General features: G+C 51.8%; 22 protein-coding genes. 10 read left to right on the top strand and 12 right to left on the bottom strand.

Going from position 1 to position 26,382, the window contains the following annotated elements; all coding sequences use genetic code 11:
- The first annotated feature begins 1 nt into the window (after position 1).
- A complete protein-coding gene (uvsE, locus tag AC790_RS09950) occupies positions 2–976 on the top strand; it encodes a UV DNA damage repair endonuclease UvsE (RefSeq protein ID WP_049851660.1) in 975 nt (324 codons plus the stop codon).
- Here the strand turns inward: uvsE and AC790_RS09945 are convergent.
- The 3 genes from AC790_RS09945 to AC790_RS09935 are packed head-to-tail and all read right to left on the bottom strand — an operon-like array spanning position 963 to position 3,428.
- Complete coding sequence (locus tag AC790_RS09945) at positions 963–1,436, bottom strand: OmpA family protein (protein ID WP_049851659.1); 474 nt, start codon at positions 1,434–1,436, stop codon at positions 963–965. The genes uvsE and AC790_RS09945 overlap by 14 nt on opposite strands.
- Positions 1,433–2,647, bottom strand: a complete 1,215-nt coding sequence (locus AC790_RS09940; RefSeq protein WP_049851658.1) for a diguanylate cyclase domain-containing protein — start codon at positions 2,645–2,647, stop codon at positions 1,433–1,435. Before AC790_RS09940 ends, AC790_RS09945 begins: the two co-directional genes overlap by 4 nt.
- Before the next feature lies 1 nt (position 2,648).
- Positions 2,649–3,428 (bottom strand): YfiR family protein, encoded by a 780-nt coding sequence (locus AC790_RS09935; protein WP_082204277.1) that lies wholly within the window; start codon positions 3,426–3,428, stop codon positions 2,649–2,651.
- Positions 3,429–3,671: 243 nt separating this feature from the next.
- On the opposite strand from AC790_RS09935, the gene AC790_RS09930 reads away from it, so the two are divergent.
- The gene (locus tag AC790_RS09930) at positions 3,672–5,771 is read left to right on the top strand and encodes an FUSC family protein (RefSeq protein ID WP_049851656.1); all 2,100 of its coding nucleotides are present in this window, start codon (positions 3,672–3,674) and stop codon (positions 5,769–5,771) included.
- Between the two features lie 80 nt (positions 5,772–5,851).
- Here the strand turns inward: AC790_RS09930 and AC790_RS09925 are convergent, their stop codons facing one another.
- Positions 5,852–7,288: a 6-phospho-beta-glucosidase gene (locus tag AC790_RS09925; RefSeq protein ID WP_049851655.1), complete on the bottom strand. Its 1,437-nt coding sequence runs from the start codon at positions 7,286–7,288 to the stop codon at positions 5,852–5,854.
- A 4-nt stretch (positions 7,289–7,292) separates the two neighbouring features.
- Positions 7,293–8,744, bottom strand: coding sequence for a PTS cellobiose/arbutin/salicin transporter subunit IIBC (ascF, locus tag AC790_RS09920; protein ID WP_049851654.1), 1,452 nt, complete (start codon positions 8,742–8,744; stop codon positions 7,293–7,295).
- A 252-nt stretch (positions 8,745–8,996) separates the two neighbouring features.
- Here ascF and AC790_RS09915 point away from each other — a divergent pair, with 252 nt between their 5' ends.
- The 3 genes from AC790_RS09915 (at position 8,997) to AC790_RS09905 (ending at position 13,319) form a co-directional block, all read left to right on the top strand.
- On the top strand, positions 8,997–10,016 hold the full coding sequence (locus AC790_RS09915) for a LacI family DNA-binding transcriptional regulator (protein WP_049851653.1): 1,020 nt from the start codon (positions 8,997–8,999) through the stop codon (positions 10,014–10,016).
- A 316-nt stretch (positions 10,017–10,332) separates the two neighbouring features.
- On the top strand, positions 10,333–11,403 hold the full coding sequence (locus AC790_RS09910) for an acyltransferase (protein WP_049851652.1): 1,071 nt from the start codon (positions 10,333–10,335) through the stop codon (positions 11,401–11,403).
- Between the two features lie 554 nt (positions 11,404–11,957).
- Entirely contained in the window at positions 11,958–13,319 is a 1,362-nt protein-coding gene (locus AC790_RS09905) for a GntP family transporter (RefSeq protein ID WP_049851651.1), read from the top strand.
- Between the two features lie 90 nt (positions 13,320–13,409).
- Here AC790_RS09905 and mqo read toward each other — a convergent pair whose 3' ends face one another.
- Positions 13,410–15,056, bottom strand: coding sequence for a malate dehydrogenase (quinone) (mqo, locus tag AC790_RS09900; protein WP_049851650.1), 1,647 nt, complete (start codon positions 15,054–15,056; stop codon positions 13,410–13,412).
- Positions 15,057–15,488: 432 nt separating this feature from the next.
- Between mqo and leuC the strand changes: the two genes are divergently transcribed.
- From leuC to AC790_RS09880, 4 genes are read left to right on the top strand one after another with little or no spacing between them, the layout of a single operon-like run.
- Entirely contained in the window at positions 15,489–16,910 is a 1,422-nt protein-coding gene (leuC, locus tag AC790_RS09895; RefSeq protein ID WP_049851649.1) for a 3-isopropylmalate dehydratase large subunit, read from the top strand.
- 1 nt (position 16,911) lies between these two features.
- Positions 16,912–17,550 (top strand): 3-isopropylmalate dehydratase small subunit, encoded by a 639-nt coding sequence (gene leuD / locus AC790_RS09890; protein ID WP_049851648.1) that lies wholly within the window; start codon positions 16,912–16,914, stop codon positions 17,548–17,550.
- Positions 17,543–18,457: an alpha/beta fold hydrolase gene (locus AC790_RS09885; RefSeq protein WP_049851647.1), complete on the top strand. Its 915-nt coding sequence runs from the start codon at positions 17,543–17,545 to the stop codon at positions 18,455–18,457. The genes leuD and AC790_RS09885 overlap by 8 nt, the downstream gene beginning before the upstream one ends.
- A 31-nt stretch (positions 18,458–18,488) precedes the next feature.
- Positions 18,489–19,445: a LysR substrate-binding domain-containing protein gene (locus AC790_RS09880; RefSeq protein WP_049851646.1), complete on the top strand. Its 957-nt coding sequence runs from the start codon at positions 18,489–18,491 to the stop codon at positions 19,443–19,445.
- Between the two features lie 130 nt (positions 19,446–19,575).
- On the opposite strand, the gene AC790_RS09875 is transcribed toward AC790_RS09880, so the two are convergent.
- The 5 genes from AC790_RS09875 to AC790_RS09855 form a co-directional block, all read right to left on the bottom strand.
- Positions 19,576–19,881, bottom strand: coding sequence for a DUF1471 domain-containing protein (locus tag AC790_RS09875; RefSeq protein WP_007890096.1), 306 nt, complete (start codon positions 19,879–19,881; stop codon positions 19,576–19,578).
- A gap of 353 nt (positions 19,882–20,234) precedes the next feature.
- Complete coding sequence (kup, locus tag AC790_RS09870; protein WP_049851645.1) at positions 20,235–22,103, bottom strand: low affinity potassium transporter Kup; 1,869 nt, start codon at positions 22,101–22,103, stop codon at positions 20,235–20,237.
- 265 nt (positions 22,104–22,368) lie between these two features.
- Positions 22,369–23,169 (bottom strand): MetQ/NlpA family ABC transporter substrate-binding protein, encoded by an 801-nt coding sequence (locus AC790_RS09865; RefSeq protein ID WP_009128061.1) that lies wholly within the window; start codon positions 23,167–23,169, stop codon positions 22,369–22,371.
- A 105-nt stretch (positions 23,170–23,274) separates the two neighbouring features.
- Positions 23,275–24,066: an MBL fold metallo-hydrolase gene (locus AC790_RS09860; protein WP_049851644.1), complete on the bottom strand. Its 792-nt coding sequence runs from the start codon at positions 24,064–24,066 to the stop codon at positions 23,275–23,277.
- Between the two features lie 235 nt (positions 24,067–24,301).
- Positions 24,302–24,631, bottom strand: a complete 330-nt coding sequence (locus tag AC790_RS09855) for a gamma-glutamylcyclotransferase family protein (RefSeq protein ID WP_049851643.1) — start codon at positions 24,629–24,631, stop codon at positions 24,302–24,304.
- Positions 24,632–24,786: 155 nt separating this feature from the next.
- Between AC790_RS09855 and AC790_RS09850 the strand changes: the two genes are divergently transcribed.
- Positions 24,787–25,806 carry an MBL fold metallo-hydrolase gene (locus AC790_RS09850; RefSeq protein ID WP_049851642.1) on the top strand — a complete coding sequence of 340 codons (1,020 nt, stop codon included), beginning with the start codon at positions 24,787–24,789 and terminating at the stop codon, positions 25,804–25,806.
- 29 nt (positions 25,807–25,835) lie between these two features.
- Here AC790_RS09850 and AC790_RS09845 read toward each other — a convergent pair whose 3' ends face one another.
- The gene (locus AC790_RS09845; protein WP_049851728.1) at positions 25,836–26,381 is read right to left on the bottom strand and encodes an RNA polymerase sigma factor; all 546 of its coding nucleotides are present in this window, start codon (positions 26,379–26,381) and stop codon (positions 25,836–25,838) included.
- Between the last annotated feature and the right edge of the window lies 1 nt (position 26,382).

Here is a 26,382-nt window from a genome sequence, read left to right as displayed (position 1 = left end):
AATGAAATTAGGCTTTGCTTGTAAGTATCTGGATCAACAGGCTAAACAGCCGTATCCCTTTAAAAGTACCACCCGCACGCGCTTTCTCAGTCTGGATGATGATGCACGCATCACGCTGCTGAACCTGCTGGCGCAAAACAATCTACAAAACCTCTACTTGACACTTGAGCAGCTGGCGAAAGAACCTGAGGCTCTCCGCATGATGCGTATTGGCAGCGATCTGTTGCCGCTCTATACCGTGCCTGAAGCAACCCAGCTGTATGGCGAACTGTTAGCCGAACTCACGCCGTTATTGCGCCGCTGCGGTGATCTGGCGCGCAGTCATCATATCCGTCTCTCGTTTCATCCCGGCCAATATACGGTGCTGGCGTCCGATAATGAGGGCGTGGTTGATCGGGCAATAGAGGATGTGGAGTATCACGCCACTTGCGCGGTGTTAATGGGCTTTGGCCGGCAGTTCCAGGATTTCAAAATCAACATCCATATGAACGGTAAAAAGGGGATTGATGGATTTCGCGCGGCGTTTCTCCGCCTGAGTCCGGAAGCGCGCAATATGCTGACGGTGGAGAATGATGAAATCTCCTGCTCGCTGGATGATGTGTTACAGGCGCGCAATCTCTGCCCGGTGGTGCTGGATATTCACCATCATTGGGTGAAAGAGAACCACTATATTCAGGCCGATGATGAACGCATCGCACTGATCAACGAGTCATGGCGCGGTGTGCGACCGGTGCTGCATTATTCAATTGCTCAGGAAGGCATCATCCCCGATCACGGTTTTCCCGATCAGCAGGATTTAGCCATATCGAAGTCGAAACTTCGCGCCCACTCTGATTACTACTTTAATCAGACGTTAAATGATTGGGCGCTGTCGTTTAATGCGTTCGATATAATGTGCGAAGTAAAAATGAAGAATTTGGCGCGCGACCGTTTATATCACTATGCGCTCGAGCGCCAATTGATTACGGCGCGGTAATCACAATCGCTACACGGCGGTTTTGGGCGCGGCCTTGCGCACTATTATTCGTGGTGACCGGCGCGCTCATGCCTAAGCCGCGCGTAACGATAGTGTCACGCGAAATCGATGCGCCTTGCGCCCACTGCGCCGCCACGGCGTTGGCTCTTTTCAACGACAGCTGTTGGTTGTAATCCGCTTTACCGTAATTATCCGTGTGGCCATCAATGCGCACATGGGTAATGCCGGTTGTCGCCAGATTTTTTGCCATCGTCTGAATGGTATTTTTACTGGCGGGCGTCAGTTCCGATTCGTTGACGCCAAACAGTATTTTGTCCGATAAGCCCAATCCCCAGCCCTCGTTATTTTCACTGAAACCGGCATCACGCATTGCCGCAATCTGCGCATCAGTAAAACGTCCTTTTGACTGGCAGCCGACCAGCGCCAACATCGCCATCAACAGCAAAATTCTTATCTTCATATCCGTACCTTACTCATTCCCTTGTTTTTGTACATGTTCATATCGGCGCGCTCCAGAATCGACTCGACCGTGTCGCCATGCTGCGACCAGGCGTAGCCAATGGTCACCGACGTGGTGATCGGCGTGCCTTCCGCAATCACAATCTTATGCTTGATGCTTTCATTAATCTCTTGCATCAGCAGTTGCAGGTGCGCCTCGCTGGCCCGGCTGCTTACCAGCATGGCAAACTCGTCTCCACCTAAGCGGGCGACCAAATCCTGCTGATAAGCCAAAGAGGAGAGGCGTGATCCAATGGCTTTCAGCACTTCATCGCCGGCGGCGTGGCCCCAGTTATCGTTGATGCTTTTGAAGCGATCGCCATCAAGAAACAGCAAGGCAAAGCGCTCTTTGGCAAATTGTTGATCAAGTAATCGGGTGAGCTGAGCGACAAACGCCGTGCGGTTCGCCAGACCGGTTAACGGATCTTCCAGCGCTTTGGCGGCCAGCGAGCGATTATCTCGCATTAGCGAGGTCTGCAGCGTCTGCATTTCGCTCAGCAGCGAGTTGAGGTCATCGGAAAATAGTTGGAATTCGCGGGTCGGGCTCTCCGGAATACGTAAGGAAAAATCGCCAGATTGAATCACGTAATGGATGGAGCTGGTGATGTTACGCAGCGTGGCGAGAATGCCGCGATGCAGGAATTCACTCAGCAGGAAGGAGATAATTAAAACGCACAACATACCGCTGGTCAAAATCATCAGCGAGTAGCGAATAAATTCGGCAGCGCCGGTTACGGTGCCTTCCAGCGTCAGCATGCCGACGGTGGCTTCAGAGTGGTTGATATTAACGGTGAGCGGCTTGAGATAAATCCACTCGCGCAATAAACGCGAGAACCAGCCGGTTTGTTCTTGTTGATCATGCCAGTCGACCAACACGGTGTTATCGTCCGTCACCAGTTTCGCCGAGTCGAACATCCCTTCATTGCCCAATCGCGCGATTTTATTATGCGCATCGTAGCTGTCTTCAAATACCGTGGCGGCAGTCAAAGTAGTGCTGAGCGTGGCGGCAATCAACTCGAGATTTCTTTTCTCGTAGCTTTTAATAAACAGCAGGGAAGTAGACGAGAGCAACAGCCAGCACAGCAGTAAAATAACCGCAGAGTTAATGGTGCTAATTTTGCGCAGCGTATTACGAATCGATGATTTTTCATGACTTAATTTTTCGAATTTCATCTTATTTGCTTCCATTGCGCGACAGCAACAGCACATCCGGACTCACCTTGACGCCGCTGCGGGCAAGCGAATCAAGATTAACGGAGAACAGCGTGTGATCGGTATTGAAGATCAGGCAGAACGCGGCGCCAACAGTACAGTCTGCGTTGTTCTCCGCGAGCGTCAGCACGGCTTTGCCCTGGAATTGTTTCGCCAGTTCTAACTGTTGCTGCGGGGACTGGTCGCCGAAATAGACCGCGTCGCAGTGTTGTAACGCCAGTTCGCTTTCATTGGTCAAATAGACCACGCTGAAGGGTGTTGCCGCAGGCGCAGCTTTGGGCAGCAAGGAGAGATGCTGGGCCGAAGAGAATACGCAGAGTTGCGGGGCACGGGTTAATTCCGGCCAATGGGTAAAACTAATAATGCCGCTGACAATACGGTTGGCTTTATCGTCTTTTATTTCAGCAAAAGCCGCATGAGAAATAAACAACAGCACAAAAACGGCATTAATTAAAATCTTACAGGCGTGAAGCAGGGAGAGGAGCAAGTCAGCTTGCCGATGATGAAGTTGTTTACATAACATACTGCGTTCCCGAAAGTTCTTCGCAAGGATCAGCGCCTGATTAAGCGCGTAAATATTAACATCGCTGCGCTTAAAAATGTACTGATGCTTCCGTTTGCCATTACTGGCGAACGTTCTTCCCGCACTGTCGCTTTTACCAGGGAGATTTATGCGCGAAATTATTTTATGGATAACCAGAACAACAGGGCGGGCTACAGCAAAGTGTGATCCAGTACACATTTATTTGCCTGATAACTGATCCCTGTTTCCCACAGGTGAATCGGCGGGTAGTGGGCATTTTAGCCGCTAATACGGGGCTCATCAGGCTAACTCCATTAGCCACGCTTACGTTTCATCCGTGCTAACAATGCGTTTGATGAACATGTTTTTCGATTACGAAACAATTTGACGTATTTATCGGGGTGAGGGTTTTTTACATTCTGGCAGGATACGCAACATTCAGTACATCCTGGTCTTTGTGTCATGCAGTGGTTTTCAAAAAACGCCGTTTTTTTTGCTGTAAAAACCTGTCTGGCCGCCTTTCTGGCACTCTACCTCGCCCTGGAACTCAACCTGGATAAACCCGCCTGGGCCGTCACCACCGTGCTGCTGGCTTCTCAGCTCTATTCAGCCTCGACCATCTCTAAATCGGTGTTTCGCCTGCTGGGCACCTTATTGGGCGGCGTATTCATCTTCTTTATTTTTCCACCGACGGTACAGCATCCGTTGCTGTTCTGTTTCTGCGTCTCGTTATGGGTCAGCGTCTGCTTATATTTGTCGCTGCATGACCGTACGCCAAAAAGTTATGTGTTTATGCTCGCCGGTTACAGCGCGGCGATCATGGGTTTCCCGGAAGTCGCTACGCCGCTGTCCATCACCAGTACGGTGATATCACGCATCGAAGAGATCACGCTCGGCATTGTCTGCAGCAGCCTGGTGCATGCGCTGTTGTTCCCGGTATCGATGCGTAGCCTACTGGAGCAGAGCGTCAGTCACTGGTATCTCAATGCGCGCAAGCTCTGCAGCGACCTGCTGTCCGGGATTCCGGGCGATAATTCGCCCGAGCGCGATGACATTCTGATTCGTATGGCGACCCATCCACAGCAGGTGGAAGTGCTGATCACGCACTGCGTGTATGAGGGAGATGCCGCGCGGCGGCTGATTCGTCTGGTGAGCGTGCAATACCAGCATCTCTCCTATTTAATTCCGACGCTGACGGCGATTGAGATGCGCCTGCAGCGCCTATCCACCCTGCAAATCACCTTTCCCGAAAACGTCGCGCACACTTTCCAACTGTTTCTGCACTGGTTAAACGACGGCGAAGCGTTAGGGGAAACCAGCGCGATCCAGCAGACGTTGAGTGGCTGCCAGGCTGAACTCAACGCCGCATGGCAGCAGGGCGCGTTGCCCACGGAAAATTGGCTGCTGTTCACTGGATTAATGGAGCGGCTGGCGGATTTCGTGCGTATTGCCGGGGCATATCAAAGTGTCGGGGGATTGGTGAGCGATCTTTCTGGCGACACCACGCTGGCGCGCGGCAAACGCACCCACCGCTTTTTCGACAAAGGGCTGATTAGACTTTCGGCGTTAACCGCGTTTTGCGCCACCTTTGGATCCTGTCTGTTATGGATGGCATCGGGTTGGCGTGATGGCGCATCAGCGCCGGTGATGGCGGCGATTCTCTGCTCGCTGCTGGCGAGCCAGGATACGCCACTGACATCGATGAAGCTGTTTGTACGTGGCGTTATCGTCGCAATTATTATCAGCGTGATTTATGTGGCGCTGTTGCTGCCACAGGCCACCTCGTTTGAAGCGTTGATGATCTGCCTCGTGCCCGGCCTGATGATGCTTGCACTGATGATCGCCCGTCCCTCCACCAATATGATTGGCCTGAGCGTAGCGATTCAAATTCCCGGCTTTATTGGGCTGGGTCACCATTTGAAACCCGATCTGGTTCTACTGATCAACAATGCCACCGCCACGATGGGGGGCGTGCGGAGCGCCGTGAACACCCCCGCCATTATGCGCAATAAACGGCCGTCCTGGACCGCGCGCCGTGCGGTGCGACAAGGCCTGCGCGAGCTGCTGCGCTTTATTAAAGAGACCGAGCGTAATGGTTCATCCCTGTTGGGACGACAACGTTTTATTAGCCTGATGCTGGATAAGGTTAACGTGGTGTTGCCGCGTTTACGGCTTGATCCGCATCCGGATATGCGCTCAGCCGGGATGTTGCTCAAAGAAGTGTGGCTGGGCGTCAACAGCTTTGATTATTACGCACGGCATAAAGCGCTGCTGCAGCACTATCAGCTGGATAGCGGACAGATGTTTCATGAGCTGGCGCTGTTTCTGAAGCGACGTCTGAAATCGCTACAAACGCCGCCGCATGCGGATTTACAGGATGAACTGGATTTGCTGCTGCTAATGCTGGAGCAGCTAGCGAAGCGCGATGAACGGGTACTGACGCCGCTGTTTCATCTGTTCAGTATTCGGCTGTATCTGTTCCCGCAGCAAGCCTGGCCAATTGCCACGCCGCGCCAGGCGGAAATCCTGCAGCGACAGCGTTTTGTCGGTCGGTGGTCATAATCTGGCTCTGTAGGGTGCTATGTATGGCCTCCATGTGCGCATCCATGCGCACCCTACAAAATCCTCGTTTATACCCGTAATTAAATCGATTCCAGATTACGTCCGTTGCTGGCGATCACCTGCTTGTACCACCAGAACGATTTTTTGCGAATGCGTTGCAGGCTGCCGTTACCTTTGTCGTCGCGATCGACATAGACAAAGCCGTAGCGCTTACTCATCTCTCCGGTCGATGCCGCCACTAAATCGATACACCCCCAGGTGGTATAACCAATCAATGGAATGCCGTCGGCAATCGCTTCACCCATCGCCTGAATATGCTGTCGCAAATAGCTGATGCGGTAATCATCATTAATTTCGCCGTCGGCGTTGATTTCATCGTGGGCGCCTAAACCGTTTTCCACCAGGAATAGTGGCTTTTGGTAGCGGTCATACATCATGTTCATGGTGATGCGCAGGCCAAGCGGATCGATGCCCCAGCCCCAATCGCTGCGCTTCACGTGCGGATTGGTCAGTGATTTCACCACGTTGGCGGCGCTGCTATTTTGCTCATTCATCTCTGCCGATGCACAGCGTGAGGCGTAGTAGCTGAAGGAGACGAAATCGACCGTATGCCGCAGCGTGGCGGTATCTTCCGGCTCCATGGCGATCTCAACGCCTTTTTCGCGAAACACCCGAGCCGCATAAGATGGGTAAGCACCGCGCGCCTGCACATCAATAAAGAACAGATTTTCGCGATCTTTCTCCAGTGCCGCCCAGACGTCTTCCGGCTTGCATGACCACGGATAAAAATTACCGCCCGCCAGCATGCAGCCAATTTGATTGTCGGGGTTAATCTCATGGGCGATCTTCGTTACCAGCGCGCTGGCGACCAGCTCGTGATGCGCTGCCTGATATTTCACCTGCTCCGGATTCTCGCCCGGTTCGAACACCAAACCGGCGCCAGAGAACGGGCTGTGCAGCAGGATATTGATCTCGTTAAAGGTCAGCCAGTATTTCACCAGGCCATTGAACTCTTCGAAGCAGGTACGCGCGTAGCGGCTAAAGAACTCAATCATTTTACGATTGCGCCACGAGCCGTATTCCGTCACCAGATGCATCGGCACGTCAAAGTGACTTAGCGTGACCAGCGGCGTGATGCCGTACTTCTGACACTCTGCAAACAGGCTACGGTAAAAGGCGATGCCTTGCGGGTTCGGGGCTAATTCATCGCCCTGCGGATAAATGCGGCTCCAGGCAATGGAAGTGCGAAATACGGTGAAGCCCATTTCCGCCATCAGCGCGATATCATCTTTATAACGACGGTAAAAATCGATGGCGTCATGACTGGGATAATATTCATCGCTGCGCAACGCAAAACGCTTCTCCAGTCCCAGTTTTACCGGCATGCGGTGCTCACCGTGCGGAATCATATCCACCGTGGTTAAGCCTTTACCGTCTGCCAGATAGCTCCCCTCTGACTGATTGGCGGCTAACGCGCCGCCCCACAAAAATCCTGCTGGAAATGTCACTTCAGACATAAAATTACACCTTTGATAAATTAACGTTGGCTGGCTTGGTCTCATCGACGGCCGCTTTTGGCTGTGCGGCATCCGTGACCGGAATATCTTCGAAGCCAAGAATCAACGTGAGAATGAAAGAGAGCACCACCGACAGCACCATGACGCCGCCGACCCAGACAATGCTCATCGGATTGCTGGGATCAAAAAATTGCACGCTGGTAAACAAGCCGGGCGAAGCCATTGAGTGGCTGGCCAGTCCACCGATACCGGCCACCGCGCCGCAGATAAAGCCGCTGATCAGGCTGGCGATGAGCGGGCGTTTCAACCTTACCGCCACGCCATACAGCGCGGGCTCGGAAATACCGGCGACAATCGCCGAAGCCGCGGCGGCAAATGCCGTCTGGCGCAGCTCAGGGTTTTTGGTTTTAAACGCCACGGCCAGGGAAGAGCCGCCGAGCGACAGGTTGGCACCGATTTCCGAAGGCATCACCATGCCTTCTTTGCCGGTTTCGGCGATGGTCTGAATAATGGTGGGGGTAAACACGCGATGCATGCCGGTCATTACCAGCAGCGGCCACAGCGCACCCATGATCGCCACCGATAACCAGCCAAGATAACCGTGAATGGTATACACCAGCGCGGAAATACCGCTACCAATCCAGATGCCGAGTGGGCCAATCAGCACAATGGCGATTGGCGCGGCCACCAGCACGATCAGCATGGGCTTAAGGAAGTTTTTGGTCACCGCAGGTGTGATGCGATCAATCCAGTATTCGATGTGTGACAAAATCCAGGTCATGACCAACGCCGGGATAACCGTGTAGGTGTACTTCACCGCGGTTACCGGGATAGCGGCAAACTCTACCGCCTGGCCTTGCGCCGCTTTGGCCATCAAATCAACAAAGTTTGGATGCACCAGCACGCCGGCGATGGCAATGGCCAGCGACATATTGGTTTTGAATTTCAACGCTGCCGAAGCTGCCACCATAATGGGCAAGAAGAAGAAGGCTCCGTCGCCAATCACGTTGAGGATAATGAGCGTCGATGAACCTTTCTCAAGCACGCCACTCATTTCCAGCATCATCGCCAGCAGCTTCACCATCGATCCGCCGATAATGGCTGGAATCAGTGGCGACATGGTGCCAACCAACGCGTCAAGAATGCCAGCACCGATGCTGCGCAGGGTGATTTTGCGTTTCACCGGCGCGGCGCCATCGCTGTTTGGCGTGCCGAGCTTCAGCACTTCCTGATAGGCGAGGTTAACGTTGTTGCCAATAATCACCTGACACTGTGTGTCGGTGTGCACCACGCCCATGACGCCGGGAATCGCTTTCAGGTTGGCGTTATCGATCTGGCTGCTGTCTTTCACCACGAAACGCAGGCGCGTCATGCAGTGCGTCACCGCTTCGATATTGTTTAAGCCGCCGAGCGAAGCCACGATGGCGCGTGAGACTTCCGCATAATTTTTAGCCATGGATTTTTGGTCTCTGATTTTTTTAAGTAGAGGTACAGCGGTTTTCTGCGCGATTGTTCGCCATGAGAAACCGGTTTCACAAAATCATGAAGACGCCCGACGCATCAGGCAAGAAATTTAAAAACTGTTGGTTGAAAGTGTGAAGTTGATCGTTTAACAGCGGCAGGGCATGAATCCGTGAGGGTAGAAAAATTGCCGAATAATTCGCAGCTTAGGTAAACTGATGCAATCAGCATGGAAAAAGAGTGAAACATGGCGACCATACTTGAGGTGGCAAAAGTAGCAGGTGTATCGAAAGCGACGGTTTCCCGGGTGCTGTCCGGCAACGGTTATGTCAGCCAGGAAAAGCGTGAGAAGGTGTACCAGGCCATCGCCGAAACCGATTTTCGCCCTAATTTGCTGGCGCGAAACCTGGCGACCAAATCCAGCCAAACCATCGGATTGGTAATCACCAATACCCTGTATACCGGCAGCTATTTCACCGAACTGATGCAGCACTCAGCACGCCTGATGGAACAGCAGGGGCGGCAGTTGTTACTGGTTGATGGCAAACACAGCGCCGAGGAGGAGCGCGCCGCGATCCAGTTCCTGCTCGATCTGCGCTGCGATGGTGTGATTATCTATCCGCGTTTTCTCACTACCGATGAGATGGATAGCATCATTGCACAGCACAAACACCCGATCCTGGTGATCAATCGTCGCCTGCGTCAGCACCACAGCTATTGCATCTACTCCGATCAGCAGCGCAGCAGCGCCGCAGCGGTTGAGCAGTTGATTGCCCTCGGACATCGCGAGATAGCTTTTATCACCGGCTCGCTCGATTCCCCGACGGGACGCGAACGACTGGCGGGTTACAAAGCCGCGTTGGAAAAACAGGGTATTGCGGTTGATGAGGCGTTAATCGTCGAAGGCAAATGGCAGGCGCAAAACGGCATGGCGGCGGTGGAACACCTGTTGGCACAGGGGCGTGCATTTAGTGCGCTGGTAGCGAGTAACGATGATATGGCGGTGGGGGCGCTGAAAGCGTTGTCCGATCACCACATTGCCGTACCGGCACAAGTCGCGGTAATGGGCTTTGACGATATTCCGCTGGCTCCGTTCACCATTCCGGCGCTATCCAGCGTGAAGATGCCGGTGACCGAGATGATTCAGGAAACTATCGAACGCCTGATCTCAATGCTGGATGGTGGCGAAATGCGTAATGATAAAACTTTTGCGGGTGAGTTGATGGTGCGTGAATCGGTAGGTCCCGGCCCTCATAACAAATTGTGATAGTTAAAGCAGAAATTCCGCAGGGATTAATTTTACAGGCGATATTTCTCTCCAGGCCATCTAATGCTTAACTCATAAATGGCCTGTTTTTATTTTCTCTATCTTAGAAAAAATCATTTAAATGCAATGAGCCTTCTCAATTCGATGCCATTAAAACAAGTTTATCAATGCCACTTTTCAGTGTGAATAACTAAGGCTATTTATTAGGTCTGCTGTTTATTCATGATGTCGTTAATCAGAATTAGTCTTATTGCTTGTAAAACTGCGTCAGGTTAATTTGAGTTATCTTTTTCCGGTCATCTTTCCTGAGGGAATTATGCACGCACGTATAACGCATCTTGATGGAATGCGCGGCTTAGCGATTCTGCTGGTTATTGGTTATCATGCTTATGCGCGATGGCCGGAATTATTACCCTATGTCACGGCAACTCAACATTTTCCAATATTTAACTATGGCTGGCTCGGCGTAGAGTTATTTTTCATGATCTCAGGTTTTGTCATTTTTATGACCCTGGATAAATCAGAGAGCTACCTCAGTTTTCTAAAGAAACGCTGGCTGCGCCTGTTTCCCGCCATGTTTATTGCCAGTATGCTGCTGTTCGCGGTGGGTGGCTTCTTCCCGGAATGGTCGGTGATGACGCCGTATGTCAGAAATCTGTTGCCTGGGCTGATATTCACCAATCCAGAAACCCTGACGCAGTTAACCGGGATTGAATTTAAATCAATGGCGGGATCGTTTTGGTCGCTGTATGTCGAAGCGGTTTTCTATCTGATTATCGGTGCAGTCTATTTTACGCTGGGCAGGAAATATTGCTTGCCGGCATTATTAGTACCGATGTTGCTGCTTTCCGCGTCCTCGGTTCTTAAATCCTTAGGCCACCCGCTGTTAATCGACATTATATCCAAGTTTGGCTTCATTCATTATGCGTGGTTTATGGTTGGCTGCCTGGTTTATGAGCGCATGCATGCACGCGATAAACTGTTTCATTACGCCATTGTAGGGTTGGCGCTGCTGATTAATTTCAGCTACTTCGTTAAGAATGCTGGAGTCATCACGCTTATTCCTTTGCTGCTGGTGATGCTGTTCTTTATTGTGAGTTTCTACTCTAAGCAGCTGGAGCGCATTCTCTCGCTACGTTTTCTCACGGCAGTCGGCTTCGCAAGTTACGCGTTTTATCTCATCCATGAAAATCTGATGATCGCTACGCTGATTAAGCTCAACGTGCATATTAAAAATGAGTTTGTCATGATGTTGATGCCAATTGTGGTGGCTACCGTGCTGTATTACATCGCTTTCTTAATCACTAAATACGCCGAACCAGCGTTGAGAAATATGTTGAAAGGGAAACGCATTCCCGCCACCCCTCCTGCTGGAACCGGAGCATAACGCTGCCAATTCACCGCCTATCCCCCTTGCTGGGGATAGGTAACTGCCTTCTCGTCACTCGCTCTCTGCACACACTCTCTCCATTCCGCAAAAAACTTTATTGCCCGGCAGCCTGATTAGCTCACCAACTCCCATTTGTGAAGATATGAAATGTTATGTGAATAATTGTTGTATTTAGCAACTTTGTCCATTTAATGTGATTTGCAGCGCATTTATTAACGCGAATAACTGGCAAAGTTAACACTAACAAACAAATATTAACTTATTTTAACATGATGATTGTTCCTGAAACCCTGCATCTGACTGGCGTAGGGTGAGAAGAATCATCGAATAAAATGCCGACTATCAAGGATTGATAATGCTAAAACGTACCCTGGATTTACCTACTTCACACGCGAAGAGTCATCCATTCCCAATCTTTCACACACAAAATTAAAAATATTATTGATCACATCGATTTATAGCCAATCGGTGTGCGTCGCTTTGTCTGTCATTACGCCAACACCATTTTTTTTATAGTTACCTGCAGAATAAAATTATTAGAGGTTTATCAGATGTCTACCACATTGCTCTTATCCATCGCGCTAGCAAGCGTCTTACTGCTGTTAATACTGGTGATAAAAGCCAAAGTTCATCCCTTTATTGCTCTGCTGGTTTCCAGCCTATTCGTAGCAATAACCACGGGCATCCCGGCTGGCGATATCATGAAAGTGATCCTGGGCGGTATGGGCGGTTTATTAGGTAACATTGCGCTGATCATTGTATTGGGTGCCATTCTGGGGGCCATTATTGAAGCCTCAGGGGGCGCAGACGCTCTGGCAAACCGTTTTGCAAAGCTGTGCGGTCCGCAAAGAATGGTCGCAGCGTTGACTACCGTGGCCTTTATCCTTGGATTGCCGGTATTTTTCGATGTCGGCTTTATCATCGTAGTCCCGCTGATTTATGGCTTTACCAAGGTGCTGCGTATATCAACCCTGAAATTTGGTTTGCCGATGGCCGGTATGATGTTGATGGTACATGTCACTGTACCCACGCATCCGGGTCCTGCAGCGGCCGCTACGCTGCTGAATGCGGATTTAGGTTGGTTAATGATGCTGGGCATTGCGGTTTCTGTTCCGGTCGGGGTGGTGGGCTATTTCGCTGCAAAAGCGATTAATCGCAAAAAATATAATTTATCGGTGCAGGTGCTCGAGCAATTGCAGCTAACGGAATCCTGCGACCAGAAGCCAGCCGTTGAAGCTAAGCAAAACGTACCTGGCGCGCTGTTAATTTCCGGATTAATTGTCTTGCCCATAATCCTGATTACGCTGGGCACATTACTTCCTCCGTATCTGGCTCCTGATAGCATGTTGCTCAATACCTTAACGCTGGTCGGCTCTCCAGGCATTGCACTGTTAGTGACCGTGGCGTTAGCGGGCTGGTTATTAGGGATTCGTCGTGGCTGGACCAAAGACAAACTGGAAAGTTTATCCAATAACGCCATTTCGACGGCGGCGGGTGTCATTCTGGTTTCTGGCGCGGGCGGCGCGTTTGGCAAGGTCCTGGTGGAATCTGGAGTAGGTAAAGCGCTTGCCGGATCGCTGCAAACGATTAATTTGCCGCTTATTCCTGCTGCGTTTATTCTCTCTTTAGCGTTGCGCGCATCGCAGGGTTCAGCCACCGTGGCCATCGTCACCACCTGCGGATTATTGAGCACGGCTGCAGTAGGATTGGGCGACATGCAGTTGGTATTGCTCGCGCTTGCAGCCTGCTTTGGCGCATTGGGCTTATCGCACGTCAATGACTCGGGTTTTTGGGTTGTCACGCGCTATCTTGGCTTGTCGGTGGCGGATGGTCTGAAAACCTGGACGGTACTGACGACGATTATGGGGCTTAGCGGTTTCGCTCTCACCTGGGTGCTCTGGGCGTTTATCTAAGTTAAACGCGCAATAACCCGTTCCACGCCTGGCGATTTGCGGATACAAAAAAGCCGGACATTGTCCGGCTTGATTTCGTTCTGGCGTGAATTACAGCGCCATATCCTGCTTGCCTGATTCCGTACGCGGTTTAGCCTGCGTCGGTGCAACAGTCTGGTCGCCCATGTCAATCACTGGCGGTTTGGTCAACTGCAGCGTGGCTGCGGTGTTATCCCAAACTTGCTGCGTCAACGCGGTGTTGCCGTTCAGCTTCTGGCCAAAGCTTGGCACGATAGCGCGAATCTTCTGCTGCCACTCCGGTGAAGCGAACTGTTCTGGGAACAGCTTTTTCATCACATCGAGCGTGATTGGCGCGGCAGTTGATGCACCCGGTGATGCACCGAGCAGAGCGGCCAGCGTTTTCTGCTGATCGGTCACGATTTCAGTGCCCAGTTTCAGCAAGCCACCTTTTTCTGCATCTTTCTTGATGATCTGTACACGTTGACCGGCCTGAATCAGTTTCCAGTCTTCTTTACGTGCGTTCGGGTAGTACTCTTTCAGCGCCGCAAAGCGGTCATCATCATTCAGCATAACCTGACCAATCAGGTATTTCACCAGGTCAAAGTTGTCGATGCCAACATGCGTCATCGGCATGATGTTGCTGGTGGTGGTCGCGCTCAGCAGATCGAACAGCGAACCGTTCTTCAGATACTTAGTAGAGAAGGTCGCGAACGGGCCAAACAGCACCACTTTCTTACCGTCGAGGGTACGTGAATCGATGTGGGGAACAGACATCGGTGGCGCACCCACAGAAGCCTGACCGTACACTTTTTCCAGGTGACGGTTAGCGATTTCTGGGTTTTCGGTCATCAGGAATGAGCCGCCGACCGGGAAGCCGCCGTAGTTGTCTGCTTCCGGGATACCGGTTTTCTGCAGCAGCTTGATCGCACCGCCGCCCGCACCGATAAACACGTATTTCGCATCAACCGAGCGCTTATCACCGCTCTTCACATCTTTAATGGTCACGTGCCATGAGTTGTCGCCGTTACGCTTAAAATCAGTCACTTCTGCAGAGGTTTCCAGCTTGAAATTCTGATCTTTTTTCAGGCTACCGATCAGCTGACGGGTGATTTCACCGTAGTTAACATCGGTGCCGACTGGCGTCCAGGTGGCTGCAACTTTCTGATTCGGATCGCGACCTTCCATCACCAGCGGAGCCCACTGCTGGATCTGCTGATGATCGGTAGAAAACTTCATGCCCTGGAATAGGGTGGTTTTCTGCAGCGCATCATAACGCTTGGTCAGGTACTCGACGTTTTTGTCGCCCCAGACGAAGCTCATGTGCGGCGTCGAGTTGATGAACGAGCGTGGATCGTGCAATACGCCGCGCTGCACCTGTGAAGTCCAGAACTGGCGCGAAATCATGAAGGATTCGTTGATTTCCAGCGCTTTGCTAACGTCGATTGAACCGTCTGCACGCTCAGGCGTGTAGTTCAGCTCCATGTTAGCCGAGTGACCAGTACCGGCATTATTCCAGCCGTTGGACGATTCCAGCGCTACGCCGTCGAGCTTCTCAACCATCAGCTGTTTCCAGCCCGGTTGCAGCTCTTGCAGCCAGGTACCGAGCGAGGCGCTCATGATACCGCCGCCGATCAGCAGAACGTCAGTTTTTTCAGGTGCATCTTCAGCACGTACCGCTGAAGAGACAAGCAGCGCTGCCAGCGAAAGGGCAGACACGATCTTTTTGGTGTGAGTCATTCCAGTCCTACTTATTATGCAATGCAGGTGAACGTTAAAAATTCGGTTTGCACATTAAGAGATTGTTACGAAATGATTAACTTGTTTTTAGTTAATAAAGTATTGGTGTTAATTAATTAACTTACAAAAAAGAAAATAGCGTGAAATATAGGCAGAAGAGGAAATAAAACGGGGATAAACCGCTTAAGCAGCGCGGTTATTCTTTATATCGATAGACGCGACTTAGGTCAAATAAAACCCGCAGACAAATTCATTGATGAGCCGCTAACTAAGCCGCTATGAATGACGGCCCAACAAGATTCAAGGCGATTGTCAGTCGTTCTGCACATTTCATAAAACATCACTCCACGGAGCGTGTTCATTCCCCGCCGACAAACTGTATTACCCTAACGTCTCTAATGACTTGTTTTACACTTTCGCGTGGGCAACGACATGGTTAACAAAACACTGTATGAAAAGCTGATCGATCAGCATCTGGTTCGCAAGTTAGATAATGAAGGGCATGTGCTGCTCTACATTGACCGCTCGATTCTGAATGAATACACCAGCCCGCAGGCGTTTAGCGGCCTACGCGATCACCAGCGTCCGGTGCGTAATCCGGGCACCATTCTGCTCAATGTTGATCACGTTAACCCCACGCGCCCCGCGCGTGATGAAGCGATGACCGATGCCGGTGGGCAATTACAGGTTGATTACTTCCGGCAAAACGCCGCGCATTTCGGTATCGAACTGTTTGATGTGATGGACCCGCGCCAGGGGATTGAACATGTGGTGGCACACGAGCAAGGTTTGGTGATGCCAGGCATGGTGATTGCCGCTGGCGACAGTCATACCACCACTTACGGCGCGTTTGGCGCGCTCGGTTTCGGTATCGGCACCTCAGAAATCGAACATCTGCTTGCCACGCAAACCCTGATTTATCGCACCCTGAAAACCATGCTCGTCACGGTGAGCGGCGAGCTGCCGTTTGGCTGTTCGGCGAAGGACATCATTATGGCGCTGATTGAAGAGATTGGTGCTTCAGGCGCGACCGGTTATGCCATCGAATTTGCCGGTGCAGCGATTGAGGCGCTGAGCATGGAAGGGCGCATGACGCTGTGCAACATGGCGGTTGAGGCCGGAGCGCGCGGCGCGATTATTGCGCCGGATGAAAAAGTTTTTGCCTACATCGCGGGTAAGCCGCAGATGCCGACGGGCGCATTGTGGCAGCAAGCCCTCGCGGAGTGGCGTACGCTGCGCAGCGATGCTGATGCACAGTTCGACAGCCGCATCACCATCGACTGTAGCGATCTCGAACCCAAAGTGACCTGGGGGATTAGCCCGGATCAAGCCAGCGCGATTACCGGCTGCGTTCCCGATCCCGCGCAGGAGAAAGATGCGGTTAAACAGCAAACGCTGCGTACCGCGCTGAAATATATGGGGCTGGAACCCGGCACGCCGTTAGCGGAAATTGCCATTACCCACGCCTTTATCGGCTCCTGCACCAATGGTCGCATTGAAGATTTACGCGCCGCCGCCGCGATTGTTGAAGGACATAAAATCGCGCCGCATGTGCGTGGGATTATCGTGCCGGGATCAACTCAGGTACGTCAGCAGGCGGAAGCAGAAGGTTTGGCCGCGATTTTCGTTGATGCCGGTTTCGAATGGCGCCAGTCGGGCTGCTCAATGTGCCTGGCAATGAATGAGGATGTATTAGCGCCCGGCGACCGTTGTGCTTCTGGCACCAACCGTAATTTCCCTGGCCGCCAGGGCGCGGGTGCCCGTACGCACTTAATGAGTCCGGCGATGGTTGCCGCCGCCGCGATTGCCGGTCATCTGGTTGATGTCCGTCGTTTCATGACAGCAGAGGTATAATATGGAAGCTTTCAACCACATAACAGGCACACTCGCGCCGTTACCGGCGGCCAATATTGACACGGATGTGATCATGCCAAAGCAGTTTCTCAAAGGCATCGATCGTCAGGGTTTAGATCGTGGTGTGTTCTTCGATCTGCGCTTTTTGCCTGACGGCAGCCCGAATCCCGATTTCATCCTCAATCAGCCCGGCTGGGAAAAAGCCTCTTTCTTGCTGGTGGGCGCCAATTTCGGCTGTGGTTCCAGCCGGGAACACGCGGTGTGGGGACTGAATCAGCTGGGAATTCGCGCCATTATTGGTACCAGTTTCGCCGGCATCTTTGACGACAACTGTCAGCGCAATGGCGTTCTGACGCTGGCGTTAAGCGCAGAAGATTATCAGCGCCTAAGCGAGGTGGCGAACGATCCTGCTAACAACCGCATTACCGTGTCGCTGGAAGAGCAGGCGATCCTCTTCAATAATCAACGCATTGCGTTCTCGGTTAGCGCCTTGAAACGCGAAATGTTGTTGGGCGGTGGCAGTGCAGTGGACTGGACGCTGCAGTATGAAGCGGATATCGCGCAGTTTGAAACACAACACTTTGCACAACGTCCGTGGTTCAAACGCGGCAATACAGTGAAGGATGAACAGCATGAGTGAGATAACAGCGCGCGGCGATTCACCTTTTATCGTAGGCTTTACGCTCAGCGATGTGCGTTTAGCGAACGGCATAACTTTGCGCGTCGCGATGGGGGGCGAAGGTCCACCTTTGCTGTTGCTGCACGGTCATCCGCAAAATCATCTGGCGTGGCGTAAAATTGCGCCGCAGCTGGCACAGAAATACCGTGTCATCCTGCCGGATTTGCGTGGTTATGGTGATAGCGACAAACCGCCGAGCGACGAGACGCATCGTCCCTACTCTAAACGGGTGATGGCAGAAGACATCAGCCAGTTGATTGATGCGTTAGAATTGGAACGCGTCGCCTTTGTTGGCCACGATCGCGGCGCGCGCGTGGGTCATCGCCTGGCGCTCGATCATCCGGAACAACTCTCCAGCTGCGTATTTGTCGATATTGCGCCAACCGCCACCATGTATGCGTTAACCAATAAAGAGTTCGCCACGCGTTATTTTTGGTGGTTCTTTCTGATTCAGCCTTCGCCATTACCGGAGACCATGATCGGTCACGATCCGGCTTTATTCCTGCGTAAGCACATTGATGGCCAATTAAAAACGCCGGGCGCGACGTCAGAAGAAATTTTTAACGATTATCTGCGCTGTTATCAAAATGAAGCGATGATTCATGCGGTGTGTGAAGATTATCGCGCGGCGGCCACCATTGATTTAGAACACGATGCGCAAGACAGCGATAAACGGATTGAATCGCCGTTATTGCTGTTATGGGGAGAGCAGGGCACGGTGGGGCAGCTCTATAACGTGGTTGATACCTGGCGAGATAAAGCGCGTCATGTGCAAGGCCACGCCTTACCTTGCGGCCACTCACCGCACGAAGAAGTACCGGAACTGTTTTTAAGCCAGCTTCAGCGCTTTCTGGATTCTGTGTTATAACCAGCAAAATTTCTCTAACGCTGTGATGGTTATGAAGATACTGCTTGCCGGGAAGAGTTATCAGAAGCCGCTGCAGGGCTGGCCTTCGGTCGAAGATCTGTATGTGTTTATCAGCGTGGCGCGCTATGAAGGCTTTGGCCGAGCCGCCACGGAACTGGGCCAGTCGCCATCATATGTCAGCAAACGTATTGCCATCCTCGAAAAGCAGCTGGAAACCCGGCTGTTTTTCCGCACCAATCGCGTGATGCGCCTGACGCCCGAAGGCGAAAAGGCGCTGGAAGGCGCGCTGCAGGTGGTGCACGAGATGGACGCTTTCCTGAATAACTTCCAGCAGTGGCGCGGAGAATTAACCGGCGATTTGACCGTCACCTGCTCATTTGGTTTTGGGCAGGATTATTTATCCGATGCGGTGGCAGAATTCATGACGCGCCATCCTTCGCTTAACATCAAACTGATTCTCACCGATCGCGATATCGATTTATTGCAATCAGGAACGGATGTGGATATTCGTGTGGGTGATGATATCAATCACGCCTATATCGCCAGAAAACTGGCGTCGAATCGGCGTATTCTTTGTGCATCCGCCCGCTATTTAGCGCAATCGCGTCCGCTTGAGACGCTGGATGATTTAATCGATCACAGCTGTCTTATCATTAATGAAAATAACAATACCTTTGGTCATTGGAGCTTAACCGATGGCGATAATAAAATCGTTTGTCGGCTGAATAGCCATTACGCATCGAATAGCGGAAAAGTCATTCTCAACTGGGCATTAAAATCACACGGCATTGCATTACGTTCTGCCTGGGATGTGACGCCCTATTTGGCCGAAAATAAACTGGTGCACGTTTTACCGCAGTGGTATCAGGAAGCAAATATCTGGGCGGTTTATACCCAACGCGCTTCTGAGTCACCGCGCATTAAGATCTTTATTGATTTTCTCGCTGATTACTTTGCAGAAAAAAGCCTGCCGATGATGAAAGATTAAGAGTTAATACCCTAAATAATTCCAGATGCAGGAAGGCGACAAGAACGCGAATCCCCGGGAGCTTACTTTAGTAAGTGACCGGGGTGAGCATACGCGACCAACGCACCTGCAGCTTGAAGAATGACGGGGATTAGCCATAAGCCACTTTGCTATTGATATGATAGAGAGTCGCTGTGGCTGCCATAACATGTTGACCATCGTGCGCCGGTTCGTGTGACTCGACGTCGGTGATATGATAACCCACCGCGCCAGCAGCAAGGGCTTTTTGCACGAAAGCGTCATTTAACTCTTCCATTGAGGTGGCCCAGCTGACGGAAGTAAATCCTACCGGATGAATCGAAGAAAGTTCACGATGGGTTAAATCCGCGCGAATTAAAACGGGTTTAACAGATTGCGGTGTAAAAATAGAAATTACGTCATTAATTAATTGTTTCATGGCCATTCTCCTCGGAAATAATAGCTGAGCCAATGGCTAAAGCTGCGAGTTGTTCAATTGTTGATAAAGCGCTTCACATTCCCTCAATGCTCACGGCAGGTGATGATTGCCGGTAGAGCTAATAAACACCTTTTGAGGTTAAGCGTTTTAGCTTTAATTGCTAATTAGATGTTAAGAAATCTTCAGCCACAACTGACGCAAAGTTCCGCGAATATTTTTGCATCTGGTTACATTTGGTGCGTTAAAAAAACGGTCGCCATGAATGGCGACCCTACGAAATTAGCGAACATCAGCTGTAAGGTCGCCATTCATGGCGACCCATAAAAAGCGAGCGCGAGCTAAACATTCTGGTATTAAAACTCGCGCTGCCCACCCAACTCGATCACCCTATTTGGTGGAATATTAAATTGTTCATGCGCACGTAACGCATTGCGCTGGCAAAAGTGGAAGATACCGCCTTTTACCCGCATCAATCCTTTGCGCTTTTTCATCACCAGCGTGTCGTGTGAAGTGAAAAATGAGGCTTCATTCACGGTGCAGCCAAATCCTTCCAGCCCGCATAGATGCAGGATTTCTGCCATTGACGGCGTTTCACGCCAGCCATAATCAGCGGTGACTTGCCAGAACGACGGCGACAGCGGCTTGATGCTTAAACGCTTCTGATTGTAAACGCGCGGCGTATCGGTGGTGCGGATATGCAGCAGCACCACGCGCTTATGCAGCACACGATTGTGTTTGAGGTTGTGCAGCAGCGCCTGTGGAATCTCATGCTCTTTGCGCGCCAGAAAAATGGCCGTACCGGCGACGCGACTGGGTGGATTGGTCTCCAGCGACCGCACCAGCGCCAGCAGGCTGTCAGGATCGTTATTCAGTCTACGGATCAGACGATTACGCTCGCTGCTCCACACCAGCATTAATCCCATCATACTCAGCGCCAGTAACACCGGCACCCAACCGCCAGAGAGCAGTTTCATTAGGTTGGCGCCGAATAACGGCACATCAATACTCAACATACACAACAGAAAAATCAGCGCCACCGGCAGCGGCCACTCCCAGTTACGCAGCGCCACCACGCCCGCCAGACAGGCGGTGATCACCATGGTTCCGGTCACCACGATGCCGTAAGCAGAGGAGAGCGCCGACGATTGTCGGAAGGCCAACACAATCACCGTCACCGCCACGAACAGCAACCAGTTGACTACCGGAATATAGATCTGACCGGATTCGGTATGCGAGGTGAAGATGATGCGCATCGGCGGCAGGAATCCCTGACGAATCGCCTGATGCGTTAAGGTATACACGCCGGAAATCACCGACTGGGCCGCAATCACCGTTGCCAGCGTCGACAGCACAATCAACGGAATCTGTCCCCATGCCGGCGCGAGATTGAAGAACGGATTATTGAGAGCCTGCGCATCGGCGATGACCAATGCGCCCTGACCAAAGTAGTTGAGCACCAACGCGGGCATAGCGATCACCAGCCAGGCCATGCGAATCGGCGCCTTGCCTAAATGCCCCATGTCGGCATACAGCGCTTCCGCACCGGTTACCGCCAACACCACCATGCCGAGCGCAGCGAACGACAGCGCTTTGTGGCTGAGCAAGAACGTCAGCGCATACGAAGGATTGAGCGCGTAAAGCACGTCAGGATTGAGCAAGATGCCGCGAATGCCCAACAGCGCAATCGAAACAAACCAGATAAACATCACCGGCCCGAATACCTTACTGACCTTTTCGGTGCCGTGTTTTTGAATCATGAACAGTAAGGTAAGAATCACTACCGCCAGCGGCACCACATATTTGCTCAGCGCCGGAGAAACCACTTCTATGCCTTCAATCGCTGATAGCACGGAAATCGCCGGCGTGATGACGCCATCACCGTAGAAGAACGCGCCGCCGATTAATCCGGCCAGTACAATGATGTGGGCTGCCTTCGGGCCAACATGCTGGCGAGCCAGAGACATCAGCGTCAGCACGCCGCCTTCACCATCATGGTCGGCACGCATCACGAAGCAGACATATTTCAGCGTCACGATCAGCGTTAAGGCCCAGAAAATCAGCGACAGGAAGCCCATCACCGCCGTGGTTGACACCGCGCCATTGGGTAATATTGAGAGGCACTCTTTGAGGGTATACAGCGGGCTGGTGCCGATGTCGCCAAACACGATCCCCGCAGCCGCCAGCATGCCCGCAGGCAAAGACTGTTTTTCGCTCTGACTCATAAATTTCCTGTTGATGATCAGGTTTGTGGCTAATGAGGGCGAACATACCTGTTTGCGACCTGAGCGAACAGGGGGCGGCGAATTAATAGACAGCATTTTTACGCCGCAGGCCAATATTTTTACGCCATTTTTATATCGCCGCTCATTTTATGATCTGAGCGTAGCTGATTAATCAGTAAGGAAGTGAGGAGGATAAGTTAATGCGGAGGGCTGGAAGTTACGTAAGCCGCGCAAGGTCAATTTGCGCGGCCTTTTTGGTGGAGGATTACCAGCCTTTAATAATATCGCCTTTGTAGATTTCGTTGGCTTTATCTAACACTTCCTGCGACTGGAAGGCCTGTTTCAGCTTCTGCACATTGGCGCTGTCTTTATTATCATCACGTGCCACGATGGCGTTAACGTAAGGCGAGGCTTTGCCTTCCATAAACATGCCATCACGCGAGGCGGAGAGATTAACCAGCGCGGCAAAATTGTTGTTGATGATCGACACATACACCTGCGGATCGTCCAGCGTGCGCGCCAGCTGCGGCGTATCGACTTCCACGATTTTCAGCTTCTTCGGATTATCGGTGATATCCAGCGTGGTCGGCAGCAGGCCCGCTTCCGGCTTCACTTTGATCAAACCCTGCGCCTGCAGCAGCAGCAGGCTGCGGCCCAGCGTGGTGGCTTCATTGGAGATGGTCACGGTGGCGCCATCCGGCAGCTCTTTCAGCGACTTAATCTTGCGAGAATAGCCGGCGATCGGGAAGACAAAGGTGTTAGTGACCACGGCAAAGTGGTAACCGCGCTCTTTGGATTGCATCTCAAGATACGGCAGGCTCTGGAAGGCGTTAGCATCAACATCTTTATTGAACAGCGCTTCATTCGGCTGCACATAATCATTGAAGGCCACCACATCGACATCCAGCTGATATTTGTCATGCGCAACTTGCTTCACGGTTTCCCACAACGCCTGATCAGGTCCGGTATTAATGGCCACTTTGATTTGATTTTCATCGTCTTTATTACAGCCACTAAGCAGTGCGACGGACGCAGCCAGCAGCGTCGTGAGTAAAATTTTCTTCATTGCCCGGATCCCCTCTTAACGTAGGAAACGGACTATAGTGGATATCTAGACGTCTGTACATCCATCGACGGTGCGTTTGCTTACAATTCGATCAGCCATCCCTTTTTATTGCAAGCAGGAGAGATATCTCTCCGCCGACTGCCGGACGACATGTTGCGCATGCGCGAGGATTTCACGATGCTCAAACGCACCGTAAATCTGCTCAAAGGTTAGGGGGGCAAGGCGATGCAGGATGTCGTTCACCGTCGCCGCCGACAGCGGCAGCATATTCGGGTAGCTCCACATAAATGACACGGCATTAGCGCCCGGCGTAACTTGCACAATATCGCCGCTTAGCAGCACGCCGTTGCCGTGCGACCAATGCAACACGCAGCCGCCGGAGAAATGCCCGCCCAGGCGTATCAGCTTCACCGCGGGCACAATTTCCTGCTCATCATCCTGCCAGAGTTTGATATGCGGGCTATCACGCATAATCCATTGGCTGTCGTTAGCGTGCAGATATATCGGCGCATCAAATGCCTCCGCCCAATCTTGCATGCAGCTGTAATAGTGGGGATGGGAAATAGCGATGGCGTGAAGGCCGCCGAGAGCCGTCACGATCGCCTGAGTGGCGTCATCCAGGTTAGCGATGCAATCCCACAGAATATTGCCGTGCGGCGTGCGCAGCAGAAACGCGCGTTGATTAATCGCAAAGGCAGGCACCGTTTGCAGGCTAAATAAGTTGGCGTGATGCTGCTGCCATTTATTGCGATGCGTGCTGCGCAGGCTTTCCAGGGACAGCCATTGCTGCCCGCCGGGCGGTACAAATTGCCGCTCGTCTTCACATATTTTGCAGCGATCAATGATGACGTCTTGCTCATCATAAGAGGTGCTGCATGCCGTGCAGACTTTGATCATAGTGAACTCCGTGATGGGTTCCGTTAACGGATAAATTCCTATCAGGAGGATAGCAGTGCTTACTCAGATCGTATGTGTTGCAAGCAATGCATTTGAGTTGAAAAAGAAAAGGGCGCATGACCCTTTATCAACATGGGCGCGATTAAAGCAACGCTGGAATACTGGCGACTGGGAAGAAGAACTTCAGTTCGTTATCTTCAGGCAGTACTCATGGTTGCATTTACATTGGAGCTTTTCACTGTTGCGGCTGCAGCTGATAAATCCACGCCGTTAACTGATTTCCATCGCTGGTGGTGACATCAACGGCCACCCGATCGTAGCCTTCTTCAAATTCATCCAGCATCGGCCAGTGCGGTTCAAGTTGCTCAGAGATGAACAGATAACCTGGCACCTGTGGCCCATTTTGCTGCAAAACGATGCCGGGAAAATCGGCCGCCGCGCCCCAGCCACGCGCGTAGAAGGTCCCGCTAACCGATCCGGCTAGCCATTCCCCGCCGATACTTTCCAGAATATGCGCATTGGCGTGGCCTGGCTGCAGTGTTCCATAAACAAATAAACGTTTCATTTTCCCTCGTAAATTCAAGCAAAACAGTCAATCTAATCGTCTGCAGGATTGATGTCATGCGCAGTTAAACGCCAGCACAACACCGCCCAATATGCGATGTGCAACGCAATGAAAGTGGATATTCTGAAGCACCCGCGATCAGAGGTAAAAGATCAATGTTGAATAGTTCGAGCATTTCTCGCTGCACTATTAAAAGCTATCCGCAATCGGCGCAGTTTGATGGCAAAAGGTTTAACAATAAGGTTCCGCGCCAGCAGCTGGGATTGGGGAAGTTCATTAAATTGTTCTGGGATTTCACCTTTAACAAGCCGAAAAATACCGTTCCGGATGATGCACTTCCGCTGATCAAGCTTGACGCGCAGCAGCTTGACGCCGCCGCGAATAATAGCGTTTATCGACTCGGGCACTCTTCATTGCTGTTTAAAATGCAGGAAAAGTATTGGCTAATCGATCCGGTATTTACTGAGCGCGCATCGCCATTTAAACGCTTCGGACCGAAACGCTTCCAGCCAACGCCCATTCAGTTGGAAGCGTTGCCGCCGATTGAAGGGATCATTCTTTCGCATGATCATTACGATCATCTGGATTATCACACCATCATGCAACTTAAGGATCGCGTGCGTTATTTCCTGACGCCGCTCGGCGTGGGCGATCTAATCACCTCGTGGGGCGTAGCGCCGGAGAAAATCACCCAGCTGGATTGGTGGGAGTCCAAAAATATCGCGGGTATTCAATTTGTCGCAACACCCTCCCAGCATTTTTCCGGACGCGGCATATTTGATGGCAATAAACGTTTATGGTGCTCATGGAGCATTATTAGTGAGGAATTTCGCCTGTTCTTTGGCAGCGACTCGGGTTATTTCGACGGCTTCAAACAGATTGGCCATAAATTCGGTCCTTTCGATATGGCGTTTCTGGAAAATGGTGCTTACGACCGCCGCTGGGCCGACATTCACATGCTGCCGCAAGACACGATTAAAGCCTTCTTAGATCTCAACGCGAAATGGCTATTCCCGATTCATAATGCGACTTTCGATTTGGCGTTTCATCCATGGAACGATCCGCTTAATCAAATCGTCGCGTTAGCGCAGCAACAGCAGATAAAACTGTCGATGCCGAAAATTGGGCAGGGCGTGCAATTTTTGCAGCCGCAGGAAGCGGAAAAGTGGTGGTAAAAGCGCAACCCGATTGCCAGGCAATCGGGTTATTGGGTGAGTTCGTCGTAGAGATTACGCAGCCGCGTGCGTAAAAACAGTACCGCTTTGTGTTTACGCGATAACAGTGCCTGTACGCTGCAACCGCTCTCCTGCGCCAGTTCGTTATAGCTGTAACCGAGCAGTTCGGTTTTCTCGAACACCTCACGCTGCGCGTCGGGCAATTCCGCTAATGCTTCCTCTAGCTCTTCCCACAGCAGCGCCTTGAGATACTCATCTTCAGGCGTTTGCGGCACGCCAAATAAGGTTTCGGCCAGCTCATCTTCAGGGAAATCGCCATCTTCGCCGCCGCTGAAAAAATCGGCCAACGGCAGCTCACGCTTTTTCCGCGCCCGATCGGTCATTTCATTGCGCGCCGCGCGGAACAGCCAGGCGGCGACATTCTCCACCGGCTGCTCCAGCTGCATCAGCTTAAACGTGACTTCCTGCAAGATATCGTCAGCATCATCACGCACTGCGGTACGACCGCGGATAAACGCTTTCAGCTTAGTTCGACAGGTGGTGATCGCCGACATCAGCAGTGAATCCTGCGCCATC

It is taken from the genome of Pantoea sp. RIT-PI-b, assembly GCF_001187905.1.
GTDB classification, from domain to species: Bacteria; Pseudomonadota; Gammaproteobacteria; order Enterobacterales; family Enterobacteriaceae; genus Pantoea; species Pantoea nemavictus.
Note: the sequence above shows the minus strand (reverse complement) of the source record. Positions and strands in the feature narration are given on the sequence as shown.